The sequence below is a fragment of the Aurantibacillus circumpalustris genome (genome assembly GCF_029625215.1).
GTDB lineage: Bacteria > Bacteroidota > Bacteroidia > B-17B0 > Aurantibacillaceae > Aurantibacillus > Aurantibacillus circumpalustris.
In genome coordinates, this window is record NZ_CP121197.1 from 3,981,315 (window position 1) to 4,001,477 (window position 20,163).

At 34.2% G+C, this 20,163-nt stretch carries 17 protein-coding genes; 2 read left to right on the top strand and 15 right to left on the bottom strand.

Annotated elements, in window-relative coordinates; all coding sequences use genetic code 11:
* Nucleotides 1–18: 18 nt before the first annotated feature.
* The 8 genes from P2086_RS16580 to P2086_RS16615 all read right to left on the bottom strand — a co-directional run bounded on the left by P2086_RS16580 (nt 19) and on the right by P2086_RS16615 (nt 7,618).
* Complete coding sequence (locus P2086_RS16580) at nt 19–1,197, bottom strand: efflux RND transporter periplasmic adaptor subunit (RefSeq protein ID WP_317897874.1); 1,179 nt, start codon at nt 1,195–1,197, stop codon at nt 19–21.
* Nucleotides 1,151–5,506 (bottom strand): CusA/CzcA family heavy metal efflux RND transporter, encoded by a 4,356-nt coding sequence (locus tag P2086_RS16585; RefSeq protein WP_317897875.1) that lies wholly within the window; start codon nt 5,504–5,506, stop codon nt 1,151–1,153. Before P2086_RS16585 ends, P2086_RS16580 begins: the two co-directional genes overlap by 47 nt.
* A gap of 82 nt (nt 5,507–5,588) precedes the next feature.
* On the bottom strand, nt 5,589–5,909 hold the full coding sequence (locus tag P2086_RS16590) for a hypothetical protein (protein WP_317897876.1): 321 nt from the start codon (nt 5,907–5,909) through the stop codon (nt 5,589–5,591).
* An 87-nt stretch (nt 5,910–5,996) separates the two neighbouring features.
* Entirely contained in the window at nt 5,997–6,293 is a 297-nt protein-coding gene (trxA, locus tag P2086_RS16595; RefSeq protein ID WP_317897877.1) for a thioredoxin, read from the bottom strand.
* Nucleotides 6,280–6,492, bottom strand: a complete 213-nt coding sequence (locus P2086_RS16600; RefSeq protein WP_317897878.1) for a hypothetical protein — start codon at nt 6,490–6,492, stop codon at nt 6,280–6,282. Before P2086_RS16600 ends, trxA begins: the two co-directional genes overlap by 14 nt.
* Before the next feature lie 211 nt (nt 6,493–6,703).
* A complete protein-coding gene (locus P2086_RS16605; RefSeq protein WP_317897879.1) occupies nt 6,704–7,015 on the bottom strand; it encodes a rhodanese-like domain-containing protein in 312 nt (103 codons plus the stop codon).
* Nucleotides 7,012–7,422, bottom strand: a complete 411-nt coding sequence (locus P2086_RS16610) for a DUF983 domain-containing protein (protein ID WP_317897880.1) — start codon at nt 7,420–7,422, stop codon at nt 7,012–7,014. The genes P2086_RS16605 and P2086_RS16610 overlap by 4 nt, the downstream gene beginning before the upstream one ends.
* Complete coding sequence (locus P2086_RS16615; RefSeq protein WP_317897881.1) at nt 7,409–7,618, bottom strand: hypothetical protein; 210 nt, start codon at nt 7,616–7,618, stop codon at nt 7,409–7,411. Before P2086_RS16615 ends, P2086_RS16610 begins: the two co-directional genes overlap by 14 nt.
* A 228-nt stretch (nt 7,619–7,846) precedes the next feature.
* Between P2086_RS16615 and P2086_RS16620 the strand changes: the two genes are divergently transcribed.
* Nucleotides 7,847–8,056, top strand: a complete 210-nt coding sequence (locus P2086_RS16620; RefSeq protein WP_317897882.1) for a YgaP family membrane protein — start codon at nt 7,847–7,849, stop codon at nt 8,054–8,056.
* Between the two features lie 44 nt (nt 8,057–8,100).
* Here P2086_RS16620 and P2086_RS16625 read toward each other — a convergent pair whose 3' ends face one another.
* From P2086_RS16625 to P2086_RS16640, 4 genes are all read right to left on the bottom strand, one after another.
* Nucleotides 8,101–8,739, bottom strand: a complete 639-nt coding sequence (locus P2086_RS16625; protein ID WP_317897883.1) for a c-type cytochrome — start codon at nt 8,737–8,739, stop codon at nt 8,101–8,103.
* Between the two features lie 233 nt (nt 8,740–8,972).
* Nucleotides 8,973–9,494, bottom strand: a complete 522-nt coding sequence (gene rimM, locus P2086_RS16630; protein ID WP_317897884.1) for a ribosome maturation factor RimM — start codon at nt 9,492–9,494, stop codon at nt 8,973–8,975.
* A 214-nt stretch (nt 9,495–9,708) separates the two neighbouring features.
* Nucleotides 9,709–11,310, bottom strand: coding sequence for a CTP synthase (gene pyrG, locus P2086_RS16635; RefSeq protein WP_317897885.1), 1,602 nt, complete (start codon nt 11,308–11,310; stop codon nt 9,709–9,711).
* A gap of 214 nt (nt 11,311–11,524) precedes the next feature.
* The gene (locus P2086_RS16640; protein WP_317897886.1) at nt 11,525–13,903 is read right to left on the bottom strand and encodes a hypothetical protein; all 2,379 of its coding nucleotides are present in this window, start codon (nt 13,901–13,903) and stop codon (nt 11,525–11,527) included.
* Nucleotides 13,904–14,315: 412 nt separating this feature from the next.
* Between P2086_RS16640 and P2086_RS16645 the strand changes: the two genes are divergently transcribed.
* Nucleotides 14,316–15,632 carry a hypothetical protein gene (locus tag P2086_RS16645; RefSeq protein ID WP_317897887.1) on the top strand — a complete coding sequence of 439 codons (1,317 nt, stop codon included), beginning with the start codon at nt 14,316–14,318 and terminating at the stop codon, nt 15,630–15,632.
* A gap of 14 nt (nt 15,633–15,646) precedes the next feature.
* Here P2086_RS16645 and P2086_RS16650 read toward each other — a convergent pair whose 3' ends face one another.
* The 3 genes from P2086_RS16650 to P2086_RS16660 are packed head-to-tail and all read right to left on the bottom strand — an operon-like array spanning nt 15,647 to nt 19,757.
* Nucleotides 15,647–17,071 (bottom strand): glycosyltransferase family 39 protein, encoded by a 1,425-nt coding sequence (locus P2086_RS16650; RefSeq protein WP_317897888.1) that lies wholly within the window; start codon nt 17,069–17,071, stop codon nt 15,647–15,649.
* Nucleotides 17,071–18,510, bottom strand: a complete 1,440-nt coding sequence (locus P2086_RS16655) for a T9SS type A sorting domain-containing protein (protein ID WP_317897889.1) — start codon at nt 18,508–18,510, stop codon at nt 17,071–17,073. Before P2086_RS16655 ends, P2086_RS16650 begins: the two co-directional genes overlap by 1 nt.
* Entirely contained in the window at nt 18,507–19,757 is a 1,251-nt protein-coding gene (locus tag P2086_RS16660; RefSeq protein WP_317897890.1) for a DUF5723 family protein, read from the bottom strand. Before P2086_RS16660 ends, P2086_RS16655 begins: the two co-directional genes overlap by 4 nt.
* Nucleotides 19,758–20,163 lie beyond the last annotated feature (406 nt).

Below are 20,163 nucleotides of genomic sequence, written 5' to 3' on the forward strand. Positions count from 1 at the left end.
TTTTTTAATTGAAGTGTATTATTCTTCTTTATTCTTTAATTCCATCAAAAGGGTGTAGGCTCCTTGGGTAACAATTTTCAAATCTTTTACGTTTGGTGTATCGATAAAACTAATTCCTGTATAATGACTTTCAGAGACTCCCTTTTTTATTTCTCTCATCTCAAAAGTACCCGTTTTAAGTACAATAAAAACATAATCTTTCCCCTCATAACTAACGATCGCGTCTGAGTTTATAGTTTCTGTATTTTTTAATTGTATTTCAATTTCGGCGTTCATGTACATACCCGGTAATAAAGTTTTATCGTAATCTTCAAAATGACAATGAATCTCTGCTGTTCGATCAAGAGAAATATCCTTGCCTATAAGAATTATTTCACAAGGATGCTTTTTATCTGGTTGATTATTATTGTAAGCAACAAGTTTTTGTCCGATATAAAGTTTCTCGAGATCCCGTTCGAACACTTTTAAATTTAAGTGAATATCGCTCGGATTAACTAATTCAAAAAGAATATCAGACGGATTGACATACTTACCAATATTTACATTTACTTTAGAAACAAATCCATCGATAGGTGAGTATATATTTACTGCTTTTGATAAATTATTTTCAGAAAGATTCTTTGGATCTATGTTGATTAGTTTAAGTTTTTCAGCCAATGCGCTTAATGAAATACACTGAGTTTCGTATTCCATTTGTGCTTGTTGAAATAATTTATCACTAGTAGCTTTGCTTTCATTTAACTCTTTTTGTCTGTTATATTCTGCAGTTACAAAATCTAATTTCGATTTTACGGTAAGGTATTCCTGTTGCAACTGGATGTATTGTAAATCCTCCATCGTAGCAATCACTTCACCTTTTCCAACGTGCATACCCGGTAATAATTTTGTCGTTTTAAGATAGCCACCTAAAGGCATGCTAACCGAAACCATATTCTGTGGCGGTACATCAATTATACCATTTACCTTAATGGTAGATGAAATTGTTTTATTTACCAATTTACCAACTTGTATTTTTGCCGATTTAAACTGTGCATCAGTTAACGTAATTGTGTTTGTACTTATTTTATTTTCACTTTCCTGTTCGGGTATTGTTGGGTTACCACACGAGAACAAAAAAACAGTCACTAAACCTAAAATATAATTTTTCATTTTAATTTGTGTTGGATGATAAATAATTAATTGCAATAATTGTTTCATTGAGTGCTTTTACAGCATCCAGATAATTGTTTCTTAAACCTATAGACTGATTCGTTAAGACAACCCATTCAAGATAATTAATCTCCCCCTTCTTAAACTGCAAATTGGCAATCTCTTGAATTGTGTCAGCATTTTTTAGACCCGTTTTTTCAAAATAAACAACTGTTTCAGTGATGTTTTTATACTGCGTGAGAGCAGATTGCAACTCTGATACCAGTTGTTGTTGTTGTTGTTGGTAATTGTTTTCAGAAATAATTCTATTGGTTTTAGACGCACTCAATTTTGACTTTTGGGCTCCAAAAAATAAGGGGATTCCAATACCTACTTGCGCTGAACTAAAACGAGTAGAGCCGGTATAAGAGATATTATCTGCACCAGTTCCCTTCATTGTCATGCTATAATAACCAAAATTAATATCCGGTAAGAATCTTGATTTTTCTAGTTTAATTCCTGCGATTGCAACAATCTTTTGTTGCTCAAGTATTTTCAACGATGGGTGTGATTTAATTGCGCTACTGTCAGGAAAAGAAGTAAGTGCCAGTTTTAAGTCAGTTAAAGTAGGTTCATACTTTTGTTTAGCATTAATAAGAATTTGAAATTGCAAGTTTGCTATAACTATTTCTTCTTCCATTGCTCGTATTTGTAGAAGAATGTTGCTACGTTGTGTTTCGGCGGTTATTTTTTCCAGAACGTTACTTTCTCCTAAATTATAGCGGCGTTCAGCCATGCTTAAAAAATCATTGTAGTTACTATCCGCCCTTTGCAAAAGTTTTTCTTTTTCTTTTAAAAATAATAGAGAATAAAAAACCTGTGTGGTCATTTTGCGTATTTCAGTTTCTTTAAGCGATACATTTAAAACAGCCATTTTCCATTCTTCCTTTAAAACTGACTTTTGATTTGAATACACCGTAGGGAAATTAAAAGACTGCGAAACACCAAAACGATTATCAGTATAGGCACTGTTTATTTTTCCGCTTTCTATAAAAACATTTGTTTGCGAAATATTATTGCTTGAACCTATCATTTTTTTCTGGTATTCAGCTTTTAATCCCTCATTCTTTACACTTAAATTATTTTTTAAAGCGCTATCAATTGCGGCTTGCAGCGTGATTGGCGATTGAGCTTGTAAACCAATATTTACAAATAAAAAGGCAAGAATAAATCCAACAACAGGCTTTTGTTTATTTTTCATTTTAGATGTTTTTTCGAAAAGAATATATAAAACAGGTAATACAAAAAGGGTTAAGAAAGTTGCGATAATTAAACCTCCTATAACAACTGTTGCTAGTGGTCGCTGTACCTCCGCTCCTGCCCCATTGCTTAGAGCCATTGGTAAAAATCCTAAGGACGCTACAAATGCTGTCATTAGAACTGGACGCAATCGCAATCTTGTTCCAAGTATTACGATACGGTGCAAACTTGTCATTCCATTATGCTTTAAACGGTTAAACTCTGAAATAAGAACAATACCATTAAGTACAGCCACACCAAATAAGGCGATAAAACCAATCCCTGCACTAATACTAAAAGGCATGCCTCTGACGGCTAAAAATAAAATTCCACCAATAGCTGAAAGCGGAATGGCTGTATAAATTAATAGACCTTGTCGCACAGAATTGAAAGCGAAAAACAAAAGAATGAAAATTAATACTAATGAAACCGGTACAGCAACCATTAACCGATCTTTAGCCGCATTTAGATTTTCAAATGAACCGCCATAATTTACATAATAACCAGTCGGAAATTTTATTTGTGCCTCCACTTTTTTCTGTAACTCATTCACAATACTCTGTACATCTCTGCCTCCAATATTAAAACCAATAACTATTCTCCTTTTTGCATCTTCTCTTTGTATTTGATTTGGACCACTCTTTATTTCGACGTTTGCTAGTTGACTCAATGGAATTTGATTTCCAAACGGAGTTGGAATTAAAAGATCCTGAACATCTTCCAGATTTTTCCTTCGGCCCGAATTTAATCTTACCACAAGATCAAAACGTTTTTCGCCTTCAAATACTAATCCTGCGCTCTGCCCTGCAAAAGCTAAGTTTACTACCTTATTTACATCTTCGATATTTAAATTATATTGCGCTATAATTTCTCTTTTGTAATTAATAATTATTTGAGGAATTCCGGTAACAGGTTCAACATAAATTTCTTTTGCTCCTTCAACTCCATTTACGATACGACTTAATTTTTCAGCGTAAAAAGCCAAGGTATCAAGATCTTCACCAAATATTTTACAAACAACATCTTGCTTGGCTCCTGTCATCAATTCATTAAAACGCATTTGCACAGGGTACTGAAAGCCTGTTGTTATTCCTGGCACATCTTCAAGCGCCAGAGTCATCTTTTCAGCTAGCTCGTCAAATGTCTCGGCAGAAGTCCATTCACTTTTATTTTTTAAAATAATCATTAAGTCGGCGGCTTCCATCGGCATGGGATCTGTTGGAACTTCACCGCTTCCAATTTTTGCTACTACTTTTTCTACCTCAGGAAATCTCTCTTTCAATATTTTGGCCGCTTGTTGCGTTTTTTCGATTGTGGTGCTTAAATTACTTCCCGTTAAAACTCGTGTTTCAACTGCAAAATCACCTTCTTCCAAGGCAGGAATAAATTCACCACCAATACGAGAAAGAATAAATAAGGCGGTCACGAAAAGAACAACGACGCTTATAAGTAAACTCTTGGAACGATGTAAAACTTTAATTAACATGTTTTGATAGCCTTTTTCAACGATCATCATTAACCGATCTGAAATATTTGCTTTATGTTTTACATTTTTACTTAACACCCAAGCACTCATCATTGGAATGTATGTAAGTGACAATATAAATGCTCCTAGCAATGCGAATGCAACGGTTTGAGCCATTGGTATAAACATTTTACCTTCAATGCCTTCGAGCGTAAATATGGGGAGATAAACAATTAAAATAATTATTTGACCGAAAACAGCGCTGTTCATCATTTTTGAGGCCGAGAATTCAACCTCTGTATCCATTTCATTTTGTGTAAGCCTATTTAATTGCGTAAATTTTCTACTGTGTGATAATTGATGCATCACCGCTTCAACTATTATCACTGCGCCGTCGACAATTAAACCAAAGTCAAGTGCTCCCAAACTCATAAGGTTTCCACTTACACCAAAAGCGTTCATTAAAATAATGGCAAACAGCATTGCCAACGGTATAACAGAAGCAACAAGCAAACCCGCTCTGAAATTTCCAAGAAAAAGAACCAAAATAAAAATGACTATGAGCGCTCCCTCAATAAGATTTTTTTCAACCGTTCCAATGGCATTGTTAACCATTTTACTGCGATCTAAAAATGGCTCTAATACAACCCCTTCCGGCAAGGTTTTTTTAATTTGGTTTATACGTTCCTTTACATTTTTAATAACATCATTACTATTTGCCCCTTTCAACATCATTACCACTGCACCAGCTACTTCTCCTTCATCATTGTATGTCAATGCGCCGTAACGGGTTGCATAACCAGTTTTCACCTCCGCAACATCTCTAATAAATACGGGCGCACCAGACTCGGTTGATTTAATGTAAATGGAACTTATGTCATCATTATTTCCAATTAAGCCTTCGCTTCGGATAAATAAAACAGTACCGTTCTTTTCTATGTAGGCTCCACCTGTATTTTGATTATTTTTTTCAAGAGCCGAAAAAACCTCATTTATTGTAATTTTAGAAGCATGTAGTTTATTTGGATCAACTGCAATTTCAAACTGTTTTAATTTTCCACCAAAACTGCTTACCTCAGCTACTCCTTTTACACCGAGTAATTGTCGTCGTACAACCCAATCCTGAATTGTTCTTAATTCTGTTTCATTATATTTATCCTCATAACCTTTTTCTGGCCTTAGTACATATTGGTATATTTCTCCTAAACCAGTTGTAATTGGCCCTAACTCAGGCACTCCAATTGAAGTAGGTATCTGAGATCGGATTTTTTGAAGTCTTTCCGATACTTGTTGCCTGGCCCAATACACATCTACGTTGTCATTAAATACAATAGTTACAAGCGACAAACCAAAACGCGAAAAACTCCGAAACTCTTTTAAGCCACTTATATTACTGTTCGCTTGTTCAATAGGAAAGGTAACAAGGCGTTCTATATCAGTTGCACCATAGGAAGGAGCAACGGTTATAACCTGAACCTGATTATTTGTAATATCAGGAACAGCGTCAATAGGCAATTTTGTTGTTTGATAACTACCATAAACAATAAGTGCAATTACAAAAAGCCCTACAATGAGTTTATTCTTTACTGAGAACTCAATAATTTTATTAAGCATAATTTTTTTTTAATTGATTCGTTAATATGAATCTAGAACACAACACGCTTGTGTATCTGATCATTTAAAACATAAAATACAATTAACAAACTTTTGGCGGTTGCCAAATAAACGAGAGGTAAGCGGAAGGTAAAAGCGGTTCATTATAAACCGAATAAGTATTGGCAAGTGAAGTTAAAGATTTAGCTTCGAGTGTTTCAAAATTCGCATTCACAAAAATAACTGTTGATGAGTTTAAACAACCATCGTGTGATTTGAAAGGCAATTTCATATCCTGATCATAGTCCGCATCCTTTAAATCTCCTTGCGCATAGTGCATATCCAAAAACTGCCACAACGAAAGTGATTGATCTTTTTCTTTATGCTCAATAAAATGTTCAATTAAAATAGGAATTTTAACCAACTGATTTAATTCAGTAAGTGAAATCAGATAAACTGATAAAAAAAATATAGCCGTGATTTTTTTCAGATGAACAAAGGTATAAAATAATTATTTATACTGTTTAAATAACAAAATTAACTCGTTTGCAGGAACAACTCCCGATTGTTTCCAAACAACTTTCCCTTTTTTAAAAAGTAATAATGTCGGCACACTGCGTATTTGATAGGCAGCTGCTACTTGCTGATTTTTATCGACATCTACTTTAATTATAGTGGCATCATCACCTAAACTAGACTTCGCTTCTTTTAAAATGGGCGCCATTGTTTTACATGGACCACACCACTCGGCGAAAAAATCCACCAAAACGGGTTTATCAGAATTAATTAATGCATTAAATTTTTCCATTTGTTGTTTCTTTTGGTACTTCACAATTTCCCGTAACGCAGGTTGCGCAGGAATTAACTAATGCGTGAATGATTAAAAAAACACCACCCAACATTAAAATATAGTCCGCTTTTAAACCACCGGTAATACAGAAGAATATTCCAAGTCCCAATCTTGTTGTTCTCCAGAGCGTCCAATTTTTAAGATTAATTTTTTTCATTGTCTAACTATTTTCAACTTATATTTACTTCCAATAAAATAACCACATAGACATCTAGAACCTACTAACTACATATTACATATTACATAGTAACACATATATTTGAAGCAAAGCTTCAAATCCTATGCTTTCTCTTCTCCAACGACAATGTCCGAACTATCCAAACTATGTTCCTATGTGGTTTATCTTCCAGAGTATCCTATTTTTTATATTAAATTTTATTCTTTAAACTCGACCATCCGCCACCATTGTGCACTTCTTTATGACCCATTTGTTTAATAATTCCTTTTGCAGAAGCACTGCGCATACCACTGGCACAGCAAGTTATGATCACTGTATCTTTTTTTATTTTTTTCGCCTGCGAACTTAATTCGTTTAAAGGTATGTTGATGCTACCTTTTATATGTCCCGACGCGTATTCGCCTTTTGTTCGCACGTCAATTATTTGCGCGCCGTTTTTTACTAGTTCTTTGTAATCAGCCGATGGGCCAATTCCGAAGATTTTTTTTAGTGTATTTATCATAATTGTATTTGTTTTTTTTCTGTATTTGTAATTGAGTATTCTTTAGAATATTTAAAAAAGAAATTCATCCATATTAAACGCGAGTATCTTAATGTAATTGGACTAAAAACCACAATTGATCCAGTAATTGCAAGAGCAAAGGTCATAGTGTCGATGTCAGGAAAAGTTGTAATATACAAAACATACCAAATAATAAACCAACCCGAAGTTAAAGCATATGAAACATACATTGCTCCGTAAAAAAAACTAGGTTCCTTTTGGTATTTAAGTTCACAATGAGAACAATGTTCGTGCATACTGAAAATTTTATTTAAGGCATAGGGATTCTTTGCAGTAAACACATCTCCCTTATGACAACGAGGACATTTGTTGAATATAGTTGAATATAAAATATTAAGTAGCAACATTTTCTTTTTTCTTAAATGTGCCAACTAATAAAAACCCAAGTAACGAACCGTAAGGTACGCTTACAAGTGGATTTGAACTAATTATACAAGTGCCATTAGAGCAACCAATAAAAAAGTAATATAAATACCCAACAACCCCTCCAAGGAAAATACCGATGAGTTGCTTTTTATATTTTTTCATAAAACCTCTAATCATGTATCAAATATCAGAAGTATTCTCTTTCAAATATGTGACAAATGTTACAAAAGCAGTGATTTAACGTTATTTTGTTTCTGTACTGTGTTTTAATTTATCTACAGCACCATATCGGGATCAATAGCTTGAACTAAGCTTCGATTAAAGCAAAATATGATCTTAATCAGGTCTGTTCCTGTCCATTGTCAACATACCTCAAAAAAAGCCAGTTACCTTTAAAAAAATCTTATGAAAAAAAATATGGGAACTGCCGACATAGTAATTAGATTATTAGTTGCGGCTATTATTATTGGTCTTTACAGCTTTAATGTTATTAGCGGCACAATTGCTGTTGTGCTTCTGGTTTTGGGTGGTATTTTTGTACTTACCTCGTTAATGAATTTTTGCCCTCTTTATCTTCCTTTTGGAATAAGTACACGCAAAAAGGAAAAACAATAACCAGCCTATATCTCTCTTTTACCAATTATGTTATCGAAAACTCACTAATTATTAGGCATTCCATTAGAAATCCACTTTTCAATTTTTCCTATTTCACAGTCTCGCAACTGCGAAGAAAATTTGGGCATGGCGTAGTAGCCAGATGCATGTTTGATTGAACCTAAAAAGGCCCCACCTTTTTTAGCTTCGTTTACTACATTTTGATAGCTGTCTAAAATAACACCAGCAGAATTATTAGCCGCGCCATGACAGCCAACACAATTTACTTTTAATATCGTCGCTATTTCGGAATAAGTATATAGAGTTGTGTCACAAACGCTCACGTAACATTCATTATTTTTTGCGCCATTGTTTATCCAATGTTTTATAATGTCTTTTTCATCTTGCGTTAATGAATAACTCGGTGGCATGCGGTCGCCGCCACTTGAAGTAATAGCGCCGTATAATTCACTAAGTCCTGAATGGTTCGCTTTAACAGCCTTCATTACTCCTTCATAGGTTGTGAAATCTAATCTTTTTTCTTTATCCACAGGATTATGGCATCCAGAAGAAGTACAGTTAGAAATTAATATTTGTTTTACCTTATCATTATAACAAGCGTCAGGGTCTGCTACATAGCGTGTGCAGCTGCTCAAACAGATAAGAAAGGTGGCAATCACAAAAGCAACGTTTTTATTTTTCATAAAATATTTGAAATGATGTTAAGTCGAATAAAAAGAATTTTTAGTGCGACACACTCAAATGTAAGGTACAGCTATATTTGCCCTAATAAACATTCTTCTTCATAAGCTGACAAAGATCATTTATTCACCGCTGATTTCAATGGCTGATTGCCAGACAAACCCCAATTATTCAAAAATAATACGTGGAAATAAAAGAGTGTTAAACCCTAAATTTAGAAAGCTATCTCTCTCCATTACAGATCTTCCTCTTCACCAGTATCTTGCAAATACAAATCTATCAAGCCTTCCGGCGCGTTAAAGAGTAATTTCTTATTCTCTTCGTCAAGCTTCTCAATAAAATCTTCAACAAGTGGTAGCAGAACTTCTTTGCCTTTATGTTCTATGCTTAACAAAGTTTGATGGCCATTATCGCTAATACTGTTTATGAATCCTAACACGCCAAAGTTTTTATCGATCACTTCGTAACCAATCCAATCAAATTCCTGTTCTTCTTCATCAACCAATCCGGAATCAATAAAAACAGCTTTACCAATAAAGGTTTTAGCTTTTTCAACAGATGTAATTTCTTCAAAACAAAGTATTAAGCCATTTGTAGCGTCTTTTACCTCACTAACAAAATAAGGTGCTTTACCGGTTGGCGATTCAATAAATACGGCTTTTAGGTCATCTGTAAAAAATGGTTTATCCACCCTTATAATTAAGTGCCCTTTAACGCCATGTGTTTTACTAAAATATCCTATCTGAGTTAAATCCATCTATTTTTTATGGAAAATGTAATATGGGAAATGGAAAATGTTTGATTCGTCATTCCCTCTTCCCTTTCACCTTTTCCATCTCATATTTTCCCTTTTACATTAGCTAATCCTTTATGTAAGATGTAAAATGGCAAATGTATGTTTCGGCATTCTTTCTTCCCTTTTACATTTTAGATCTTACATTTTTCTTCCCTTTTCCATCTTACATCTTACATTAATTTAAGGCTGCTTTTACAAAGCTTACAAATAGTGGATGTGGATTTTCTACCGTGCTTTTATATTCAGGGTGAAATTGTACGCCAATAAAAAATGGATGTGCAGGAATTTCAACAATCTCACCTAAGCCGGCGTCTGGGTTAATTCCTGATAAAATCATTCCTGCCTCAATGTATTTTTTTGTGTATTCGTTATTAAACTCGTAACGGTGACGGTGACGTTCGTTTATATCCGTTTTACCGTAAATTTTATAAGCCAGAGTACCTTCTTCAATTTTACAAGGATAAGAACCCAAACGCATAGTACCACCCATGTGCGAAATGTTTTTTTGTGCTTCAAGTAAATCTATTACCGGACTATTTGTTGCAGGATTCATTTCTCTGCTATGCGCATCTTTTAAACCAAGAACATTTCTTGCGAATTCAATCACCGCGCACTGCATTCCTAAACAAATTCCTAAAAATGGTACATTGTTTTCTCGGGCATACTTAATAGCTGAAATCTTTCCTTCTATACCACGATTACCAAAACCTGGTGCTACAAGTATGGCTTGCAAGCCCATAAATTTCTCATCTATATTTTCCTCGGTTAAACTTTCGCTGTGAATCCAATCTACAGTAACCTTACAATCATTCACTGCTCCTGCGTGTATAAACGCCTCTGCTATTGACTTGTAAGATTCTTTTAATTCTACATATTTTCCTACCAAACCAATGGTCACTTCCCTTTGTGGATTATGAAATTTATTTAAAAAGTTTTTCCACTTTTCTAAATGAATATCAGGCAAACCATTTACATGCAATTTTTTTAAAACTATTTCGTCCAATTTCTCCTGCTCCATTAACAATGGTACTTCATAAATAGTTGAAGCATCAAGCGCTTCTATAACTGCGTCTGGAGAGACGTTACAAAACAAAGCTATTTTTTTACGAATTTCTTTACTGATCTCATGCTCGGATCTACACACTAAAATATCTGGTTGAACACCGTATTCTAGTAACAACTTTACAGAATGTTGTGTAGGTTTGGTTTTTAATTCTCCTGAAGTTGCCAGGTAAGGAAGTAATGTAAGGTGCAACACTGTGCAATCAGTACCCATTTCCCACTTTAACTGACGAACTGCTTCTATATAAGGTAAGGATTCAATATCACCAACCGTTCCACCAATTTCAGTGATTACAAATTGGTACTGACCTGTTTTTCCTAATAATTTAATGCGATTCTTTATTTCATCTGTAATATGTGGAATTACCTGCACGGTTTTTCCTAAAAACTCGCCCTTACGTTCCTTTTCAATTACCGATTGGTAAATTCTTCCAGTAGTAACGTTATTGGCTTGAGAAGTACGTACATTTAAAAAACGCTCGTAGTGCCCTAAATCCAGATCAGTTTCTGCTCCATCGTCCGTTACATAGCATTCACCATGTTCGTATGGGTTTAAAGTGCCCGGATCAATATTAATATAAGGATCTAACTTTTGAATAGTAACGGTAAAGCCTCGAGCCTGTAGTAGTTTGGCCAGAGATGCTGCGATAATTCCTTTTCCTAGAGATGATGTTACCCCACCGGTAACGAAGATATATTTGGTATTAGTTGACATACAGTTTCACGAATTTCTTAAAAACTGTATGCGAAGGTACTGAAAAAAAGAAGGGAGAACAAACGTCTTGAAGATTTATTATAAGTCGTTAGTCAAAAGTCGATAGTCGATAGTACTGCACACTGCCTACTGAATACTGCCTACTACCAACCGCCAACTGCTTTCTCAGTGTTCCTAAGTGCCCTCCGTGCCTCCGTGGTTAAAACAAGCAATCCTACTTCAACAATCCCATAGACTCGAGTTTATCTAAAGTAACTCTTTCGCCTTTGTACAAAGAAATGATAAACCCTTCTTTTTGTCCTAATTTCACTATCTTCTTATTATGCTGTAAAGCCTCGCCCAGCGTTTTAAATGACCCTCCAACGGTTATTCGGGTATAACCATCATTTAAATCCAATTTTTCAATTTTCCCTAAAAGCTCTTGATTAGCTAACCTTACATTTTTATCAACTTTAACCGCAGCAACCTGAACCCTGAATTCCATATCAATAGCGCTAACGTCACCATATTTATCCGCAAACCGGATAGATTTTGCCTGGGGTCCGTTAACAGGAACAAAATCGCCTGTTTTTGCTGCCACTTTTTCTTTTTCCACAGACTTACTTGGCAAATTAAGTGGTGTTGATGTAACAGGATTGGCTGTGAAGTTTCCAGGCGCCGACACTACTGCATTCTGTGGCCTCACAGGACTGTTAACTGAACCGAAATTCACTTCAACAGGTGCCGCTGCAACTTCATTTTCAGACTTTTTCTCAACAACAGCAACCGTTTCAGATTTTACTGCTTCTTTTGCACCAACATGATTTATTACCTCCTCTTCCTCCTTTGGTTCTTCTTTCACTGCTGGCTTTACTGTATTTTTTGCTATTACAGGCTCTTGCGTAACCGTTTTTGTTACACTAGCAATTATCTCAGGTGCCGTTGTTGTTTTTATTTCTGCATCTTCTTTAGGCGATACCGGTAACTTTGCATTATTTGAGGCTAATACATCCACTTTCTCTTCAAAGTTAACGTCGTTTACTTTTTCCATATAACCAGTAATATCTACTGCATTAATATTAAGTCGTTTCTCAGGAAAACTTTTATACGAATAAGTTAACTGGTAGCTCACTCCTGGAGGCAAACTAACTAAGTATTCTCCGGTTTTTGATTTTGACTTAAGCGTTTTATAAAGCTTATTATTTTTTGAGGTAATTTCAACTTTAATATCCGCTTCAATTCCTGTACTACCATTTTTAACTTTTCCCTTTACAAGATACAAGGGTGATTTTGGCCAATTAAAATTAGGTTCCACTTGATAAATATCCTTCATACCCATACCATCTTTTTTACCACTGCTATAGTATCCGGTGTTTCCACTCGCTCCTAGTACAAAATAAATATCATCCGCAGTAGAATTTATTGGGTAGCCAAGATTTTCTGTTTTCCTGAAGGTAGAATCTGCCAAATTCATAACTGTTCTAAAAATATCATAGCCACCCATACTTGTTCTGCCTTTAGAACTATAAAATAAAGTAATACCATCTGAATGAATAAACGGAGCATCGTCATCATAAGGCGTATTTACTGAATCGCCAAGATTAACCACATTTCCCCAAATAGAATCTGGCAAAATTAAATTCGCTTTATAAATATCTCTACCTCCAAAACCTCCTGCACGCTCACTACTAAAATAAAGTGTGTTACCGTCTGGTGAAAGTGAACAGTGTCCATCCCAGGAATACGAATTCACTTCTCCTCTTAATTTTTTTGGTTCACTAAAACGATCTCCAACTATAACACTTTGATAAATATCGCCATGTCCATCACCAATATCCTGATATATAAATAAGATCCTACCGTCTTCGCTCAATGAAATAGCAGCATCAGGTGCACTTGTGTTTAAACTATCGAGCGGGACAGCTGGTTGAAATTTGCCGTTTTCCTTATACGAAATATAAATATCTTCTAAAAAATTACCGTATTTGTCAGGTCGCAATTCTTCATTTACACGCCCACCTATACTTTTAGACCCAGCATAGGTAAAAATAAGCGCAGACTCATCAGCCGTAATAGCTGGTACATATTCATCGTACTCTGTATTTATAGCATTACCAACATTTTTTACTTTTGCATTTGTTGGATTGGCGAGGTAATATTTAGCGTAAGTTATATTGCGTTTTAAAGTTTCTGCATTTTTCTTACCCTCAATATCGGTGCGGCGACTTTCGGCGTACTGATTTATGTAATCGGTAGCTTCATCAAATTTGTAATTGTACAAGGCAGCCAAAGCCATATCATACTGTATGTCCGGCACTTTCTTGTTATTGTTGTATACCTCAACAAAGTAATTATAAGCCACTTCGTGTTTATCAGAACGATAAAGCGCGCACTTTGCGTAACTGTATTTTAGAAATTCTTCTTTTGGGTGCTGAGAAAGCAAACTTTCAAAAATTGGGAGTGCCCGTAAAAACATCTTTTCATCAAACATCTCTAAACCTTTATCCAACGAATCTCTTTCTGAACCTCGCCATTTACGGACATTCATGAGCTGCGCAGAAGAAATTAAAGAACAAAGTAGTAATATAAAAACAAGAAATTTGCTTGACTTCATCTAGTGTATATTTTAAAAAAATAAATATAATGTTATTAAATGTATAATCTAACCCCGTAAATAAGGGTTTTATAAACCATGCATCGTTGAGTACTTAAAATGGCAATAAAATAACCCTAGCTTAATATTTATAGGGACTTAAAGCCCATTCGAGCAGAATTATTGTTATTTTAAGGGTCTGATAGCGTTTTTAATCCAATTTGAATGAAGGTTGGCCTTTTTTCTTAGTACAATTTATTGAATCTAAGTCGATGAAATATTTACTTCCAAAGTAAGGCTAACAGAAACAATCTATGTTCCAAAAAATGCAGTGGTTCTTTCGCAATATTTTCGCTTAAACTCAGAAAACAATAGTGTAATTGAGCTATAAATTCCCAATTTTCTTATTAAATTACCAGATAATAACAAAAGCATGACAAAGCAATTTATAAAAAGTAATTTAAGTCGATTTCTTTTGCTTGGTTGTTTCATTTTAATTACTTTTTTTCTAGTTTTAAATAGGCATAGTAGAGCTGGTTCTTTTAATTATCATAGTGAAATCTGGTCTGATAAAGCTGGGTATTATATTTATCTCCCTGCGACTTTTAATTATAAGTTTAATCCGAAACTTTTCCCTGACTCGATTGAAACTAAAACAGGAAATGGATTTACTCTTGATTATGAAAATAAAATTATCAAAACAAAATACACCTATGGAGTTGCTTTTCTTCAGTTGCCATTTTATCTTTTAGCAAATTCTATTTCATTTCTTTTTAATATCGATACCGGTGGATTTTCCGTTATTCATCATAAATCAATAGACATCGCAAGTGTTTTCTATCTGTTGTTCGGTTTGTTTTTTCTTAAAAGATTCTTAGATAATTACTTTTTAAAGTCGGTAGTTTATAAAGTTCTAATTGTTCTTTTTCTAGGTACAAATCTCTTTTACTACTCGATTGACGAAACAGGAATGTCTCACATATATTCATTTGCGATGTTTAGTCTTTTTTTATTTATTCTTAAGGATACTGATTTTCTGAAGCATGCTGCAATTCCTCAAAAGCTTCTTTTTGGATTAGTTGCAACATTAATTATTTTAATACGACCAATTAATTTAATTTTCCTTACCAGCTATTTCTTTCTTGATATAAAAGGATCTCATTGCTTGCTAATGAGACTAAAAACTCTTGTTCAGCCAAAAAACGCCGTACCGATTTTTTTAGTTTTTTTTCTATTTATTGCCCCACAACTCCTTTACTGGAAATATGCTTATAATTCTTTTTTGAGTTATTCTTACGGTGACGAAAAATTTAGCTGGTCAAAGCCATTAATTTTGGAAACTTTGTTTTCAGTAAATAATGGACTAATACCGTTTACGCCTTTATACATTCTAATATTCTTAACTCTTGCTTACATGATAAAAAGAAGACTGAATTCAACTCGCTATATTATCTTTTACTTTATTACGTTAATTTATCTGCTATCATGTTGGTGGGATCGAGCTTTTGGATGTGCCTTTGGTGCTAGAAATTTCGTTGAGCACTCTGCCCTTTTTAGCATTGTGGTTGCTTTCGCTTTTAAGTGGCTCGAGACGCAAAATAAAATTAAAAAATTTAGCTTCTATTTGTTCATATCCCTAATCATAATCTTGAATCTGAAAATGACTTATACTTATGACGGATGTTTCCCTGGTAACGGAGATTGGGACTGGGAGGCTTATGGTAGGCTCATTTTTTCCCCACCAAAGTAGCAGTCGCTGAACAGTTACTTTTTTAAGTAACTAAACTTCACACCTTCAATCTGATTAGTGGAGAATCTAGAATAATGTTCATTTTTTAAGTAGTCGTTAATGGCCTGTTCATCTTGAGCTTTTTGGTAAGATTGAAAAAACAGGATTGGGCGATTGTCTTTAAAGCTCAACTCTTTAAGATCTGTTATGTCACTAATATAGTAAATACCCTTTGTAGCTAAATATTCATGTGACATTCTTTCTTTTGATTTAAATATTTCTTTATCATAATAGTAAGTAAAAACATTCACAACATCATGCGTTTGAATTAAAATATTTACATCTTCAATCATCTCTATTTGCCGCGCTAGATTTGCACAAAATCTGTAGTCCATTTTTCTTGATTGATTAAATTTGAGATTAGCGAACTCCAAAAGTAAAATCAAGCTAGCGAAAAAATAAAACACCTTTTTATTTTCCGTAATTGTTTTAAAAGAAATAACCATTAAAGGCATAATGTAAATCAAATACCTTTCGTGAAAAACGTTCGTCCATTTACCTAGCACAAACAGAGAAAAAATGCAAGCAAGAGGTGTTAAAACAACATAGATTTTAAATTGAACCTCTTTATTAAAAGGCTTTTCGGTGTCTTTTAAAATTCTTACTAAAAAAATAATTATAAATATAATATATAGGCAAAACACAAGATGTGAAACAAACAATTCACTAAGTGCTTCAAGTAGATATTTGATGTTGGATATTGGAACGTTACTTTTCTCCTTACTCATCTCCTGTGAGAAAAATAAAACAAGATATTGCTTCTTAGTAAATCTGAGCAATACTAGAATTATTGGTGTTAAATAGATTAATATATAATAAATCCATTTTTTTCTAAATACGAAAGCAATGTAAAAAAACTGGAAAAGTAAGATCAAGCCAGCTAAATAATGTGTATAAAATATTAAGAAATTGATTACACCTAAAATAAATGCCTTTGCCAGATTTGCCTTCTGGATGAGAGAATATGTAATAATCAGATCCACTGTTACTAAAAAAATTAACAATGAAAAACACCTAGCCTCTTGTGAAAAATAATACAAAAAAGGGTGGAACGTAAAAATTGCAGTGATTAGCAAGGAAACCATCTGCGTGTTAAATTTTTTCGAAAAATAATAAATCAGTCCTGCTGTTATTGAACTAAACATTACACTCATTGATCTAAGTCCTAACTCTGAAATACCGAAGAATTTGCTCCATATCCATAACGCATAATGGTAAAAAGGAGGGTTTTTATCCCATTCAGCCTCATGCTTTATGTGACCAAAATCAAGAAGTGTATCCTTGACGCTAATAATTTCATCGTACCAAAATGAAGGACCTGATATGTGAATTAACTTAAAAAGTAAATTGAAAACAATAATTCCGAAAATTATATAATGATCTTTTCTTGCAGTTAACATTACTCACTATTTTTTAAGAACTTAATTTTACGAGACCTCCCGACCGTAACAAAATAGATTCCATCTGTTAATGCATCACCCACAAAAATAAAATCATGATTTGTTTTACCTTGTTGAACAATTTTACCTCCAGAATCAAAAATTTGATAATCAATTTCTTTCTGCTCCATGTTACTAAAATAAACTGTTTCATTGTAGTAATAGATACTTTTATCGACGACTTTCATTTGATCTTTTCTGATCCCAACAATTGAAGGGGCAATAACGGCAGTGCTGTCAACTTTAATCAAACAAACTTCTTCCACTTCAGATCCATTATCAGTTGAATAACCAATCATTACAAAACCATTATCACTTGTATTAATAACACTGAACGCTTCGTCATCTCGAACATCCCCATATGTAGTAGCTCCGACATAAATAAAATCCTTGTCGAGTAATAATGGTTGAATATCCACCTGAAAACCATCGTGATCAACCTTCCTGGAAAAAAAATATCGATCACCGTTTTTTAAACACGCGACAGAATGAAACTTATCATCCTTCATTCCCGGATAACTTATCTTACTATCTTGAATAAAAGTACCTGTTAAACTAGTTTTAATTACATAGGAAATGTTTTTTCCAGAATTGTAAAAGCTAGTATCAAATGACCCACAAAAAACTAAATTATTTTGATTATCCTCGATAAAATCGTAGCATTTTTCACCTCTGTTTGAATTTCCGAAACTTTTCGAAACTACCGAATCACCTTGGATGTTAATCTTAAAAAGCCAAAAATCATTATTCAAGTCTCCATAACTTTTTGTGTTTCCACACAGCGAATAATAACCATCGCTCGTTTTCTTTATTTTCAAAAATTCATCATCCTCTTGACCACCATAGACTTTTTCCCAAATCAAATTTCCATTGTTAAAGTCAATTTTTATTATTTTACCATCCTTTTTGCCATAAGTATTACTGAAAGCACTGCCGCACGCAATTATATTCCCATCTTGTGAGAATACTAGATCACTGCCAAAATCCCAATCAAGTCCACCGTATGAAGTTTGCCATATTAAACCACCGTCTTTATCAGTCCGAACAATATAAAAATCATAACCACCGTTTCCAAATGAAGCCGTATAACCAGTAAACACAAAACCACTATCGGAAGGAGATACAATTACATTTTTGCCAACATCAGCCATCACTCCACCAAACGTTTTACCCCATGTTCTTTGACCCATGCTGTCAAAAAGACATAAGTACGCATCAGTAAAACCATTTCCAAAACTTGTCGTCGACCCAATTGTGATGTATTGGCGATTAAATGTTTCCTTCACACCATAACCAATATCAATACCCGAACCGCCGAATCTGGAAAAAAAACTATTTGGTGGTTGAGTTTTCCCATTCAACCAACTAAATAAAATTAATATAGTTGTTATATTCCTCATTTCAACTTCTTAGCTAAACTGATAAACACACCCTGTCCGTAAGCCGTTTTAGGCAAAAAATAACCTTGTAAACTGTTGCTGCCAATTCTTACAAACCAAGCCTTACTATTCCAGGTAATGGATGCACCCAAATTTATTTTTACATAACCACCATACCCTGCATGCAAACAAAAAATCATGTTTTTATAATTAAACTCGGGTTCAACAAAAATATAAGGTCGGTAATTCGCATTAAAAATATAACGAAAACCGGTACCAAGACAAAAAACATTTCCAAAGTGTACTTTATTAATAATAACAAGATTAGTCGGTGTATTTACATTAAAATTTTCGTGCCGGGCGTTAGCAAGCTTTATTAATAAGCTATCGCTGTTAATTCTGCTAATTGTTGAGTCTCTCAAATCATTTATACTGGTAATGTTATAACCTGTATAGTGTAACGATGAGTCGCTACTATATTGTACACTGTTATTTCTCCAATGAATAAAACCGAGGTTATTTGCATTTACGGTTAACAAGCATTTTCTTCCAGCCCTGGTCTTATAGGTAGTTTCAAAAAAGATATCAGCACTGGCACCCACACCATTAAACGACCCTAAACCTTTATTACTTGTGTCACTAAGCGCCATATTAAAATTAGAATTAAACACAAGTTCACTGCCGTCGGCCGAGGTATAAAAGCTGGATTTTTTATTTGTTTTAATATAAAATAACTGTTCGCCATTAATAAAAGAAACAGAGATTCCGATTTTTCCAACAGAGTCAACGTGATGCATCATAGCTCCAAATTTTATTTCTTGAAAACGCAATGCATTTAAACTACAATCTCCCAAATCGGCAGTCTTCCCCTTATACATTTGATTCCCATAAAACATTAAGTTAAAAAAATCTCTGGTGTAAGTAGCATTTAACACTTCTTGATTTTTAAACCCAATAAGAAAATCAAATTTATTACCCCCCTTCACAAACGCATTCACATCGTAATTAAGCAAGAGTCCAAAATTGTTTTTATTATTCAAGTGTTTTGCAGACTCTGCTTTCAAATCATTGTCAATATAGCCTCCCCAAATTAACTTGTCTACTAACTTACTGCTCATACCGTTACTTCCAGCTTCAAAATCAAGATTCACAGAAACCGATCTCCCGGTTTTACTATAGTTCAAAAAATTAGCATTGTATTGCGCAGAAGCTATGCCAACTGTTAATATTAATCCTATCAGTATGTTGTATTTAATGGGTTCTTTCACTAATTTTTGATGTTATACTTGTATATAATTTTAGTCAATAGTTGTTAGTCGCAAGTCTATAGTTAGTAATTAATAGTCGATACTGCCAACTGAATACTGCTGACTGCCAACTTATATATCCTTATGTTTCTTATATGGTTCATTTTTTAGTCGTTAGTCAATACTCGCAACTGCTTACTGCCAACAAAACACTGCTTTCTACCGCCTACCCTTAGTGTTTCTCAGTGCCCTCAGTGCCTCAGTGGTTTAACTACCTACTGAAAACTGCCTACTGCCAACTCCTTTCTCTTAGCGTCCCTCCGTGCCCTCAGTGCCTCCGTGGTTAAACTGCCAACTCGTTAGCACCCCTGCCAACTGAAAACTGCTGTCTGCTTACTGCCAACTCCTCTTAGTGTCCCTCCGTGCC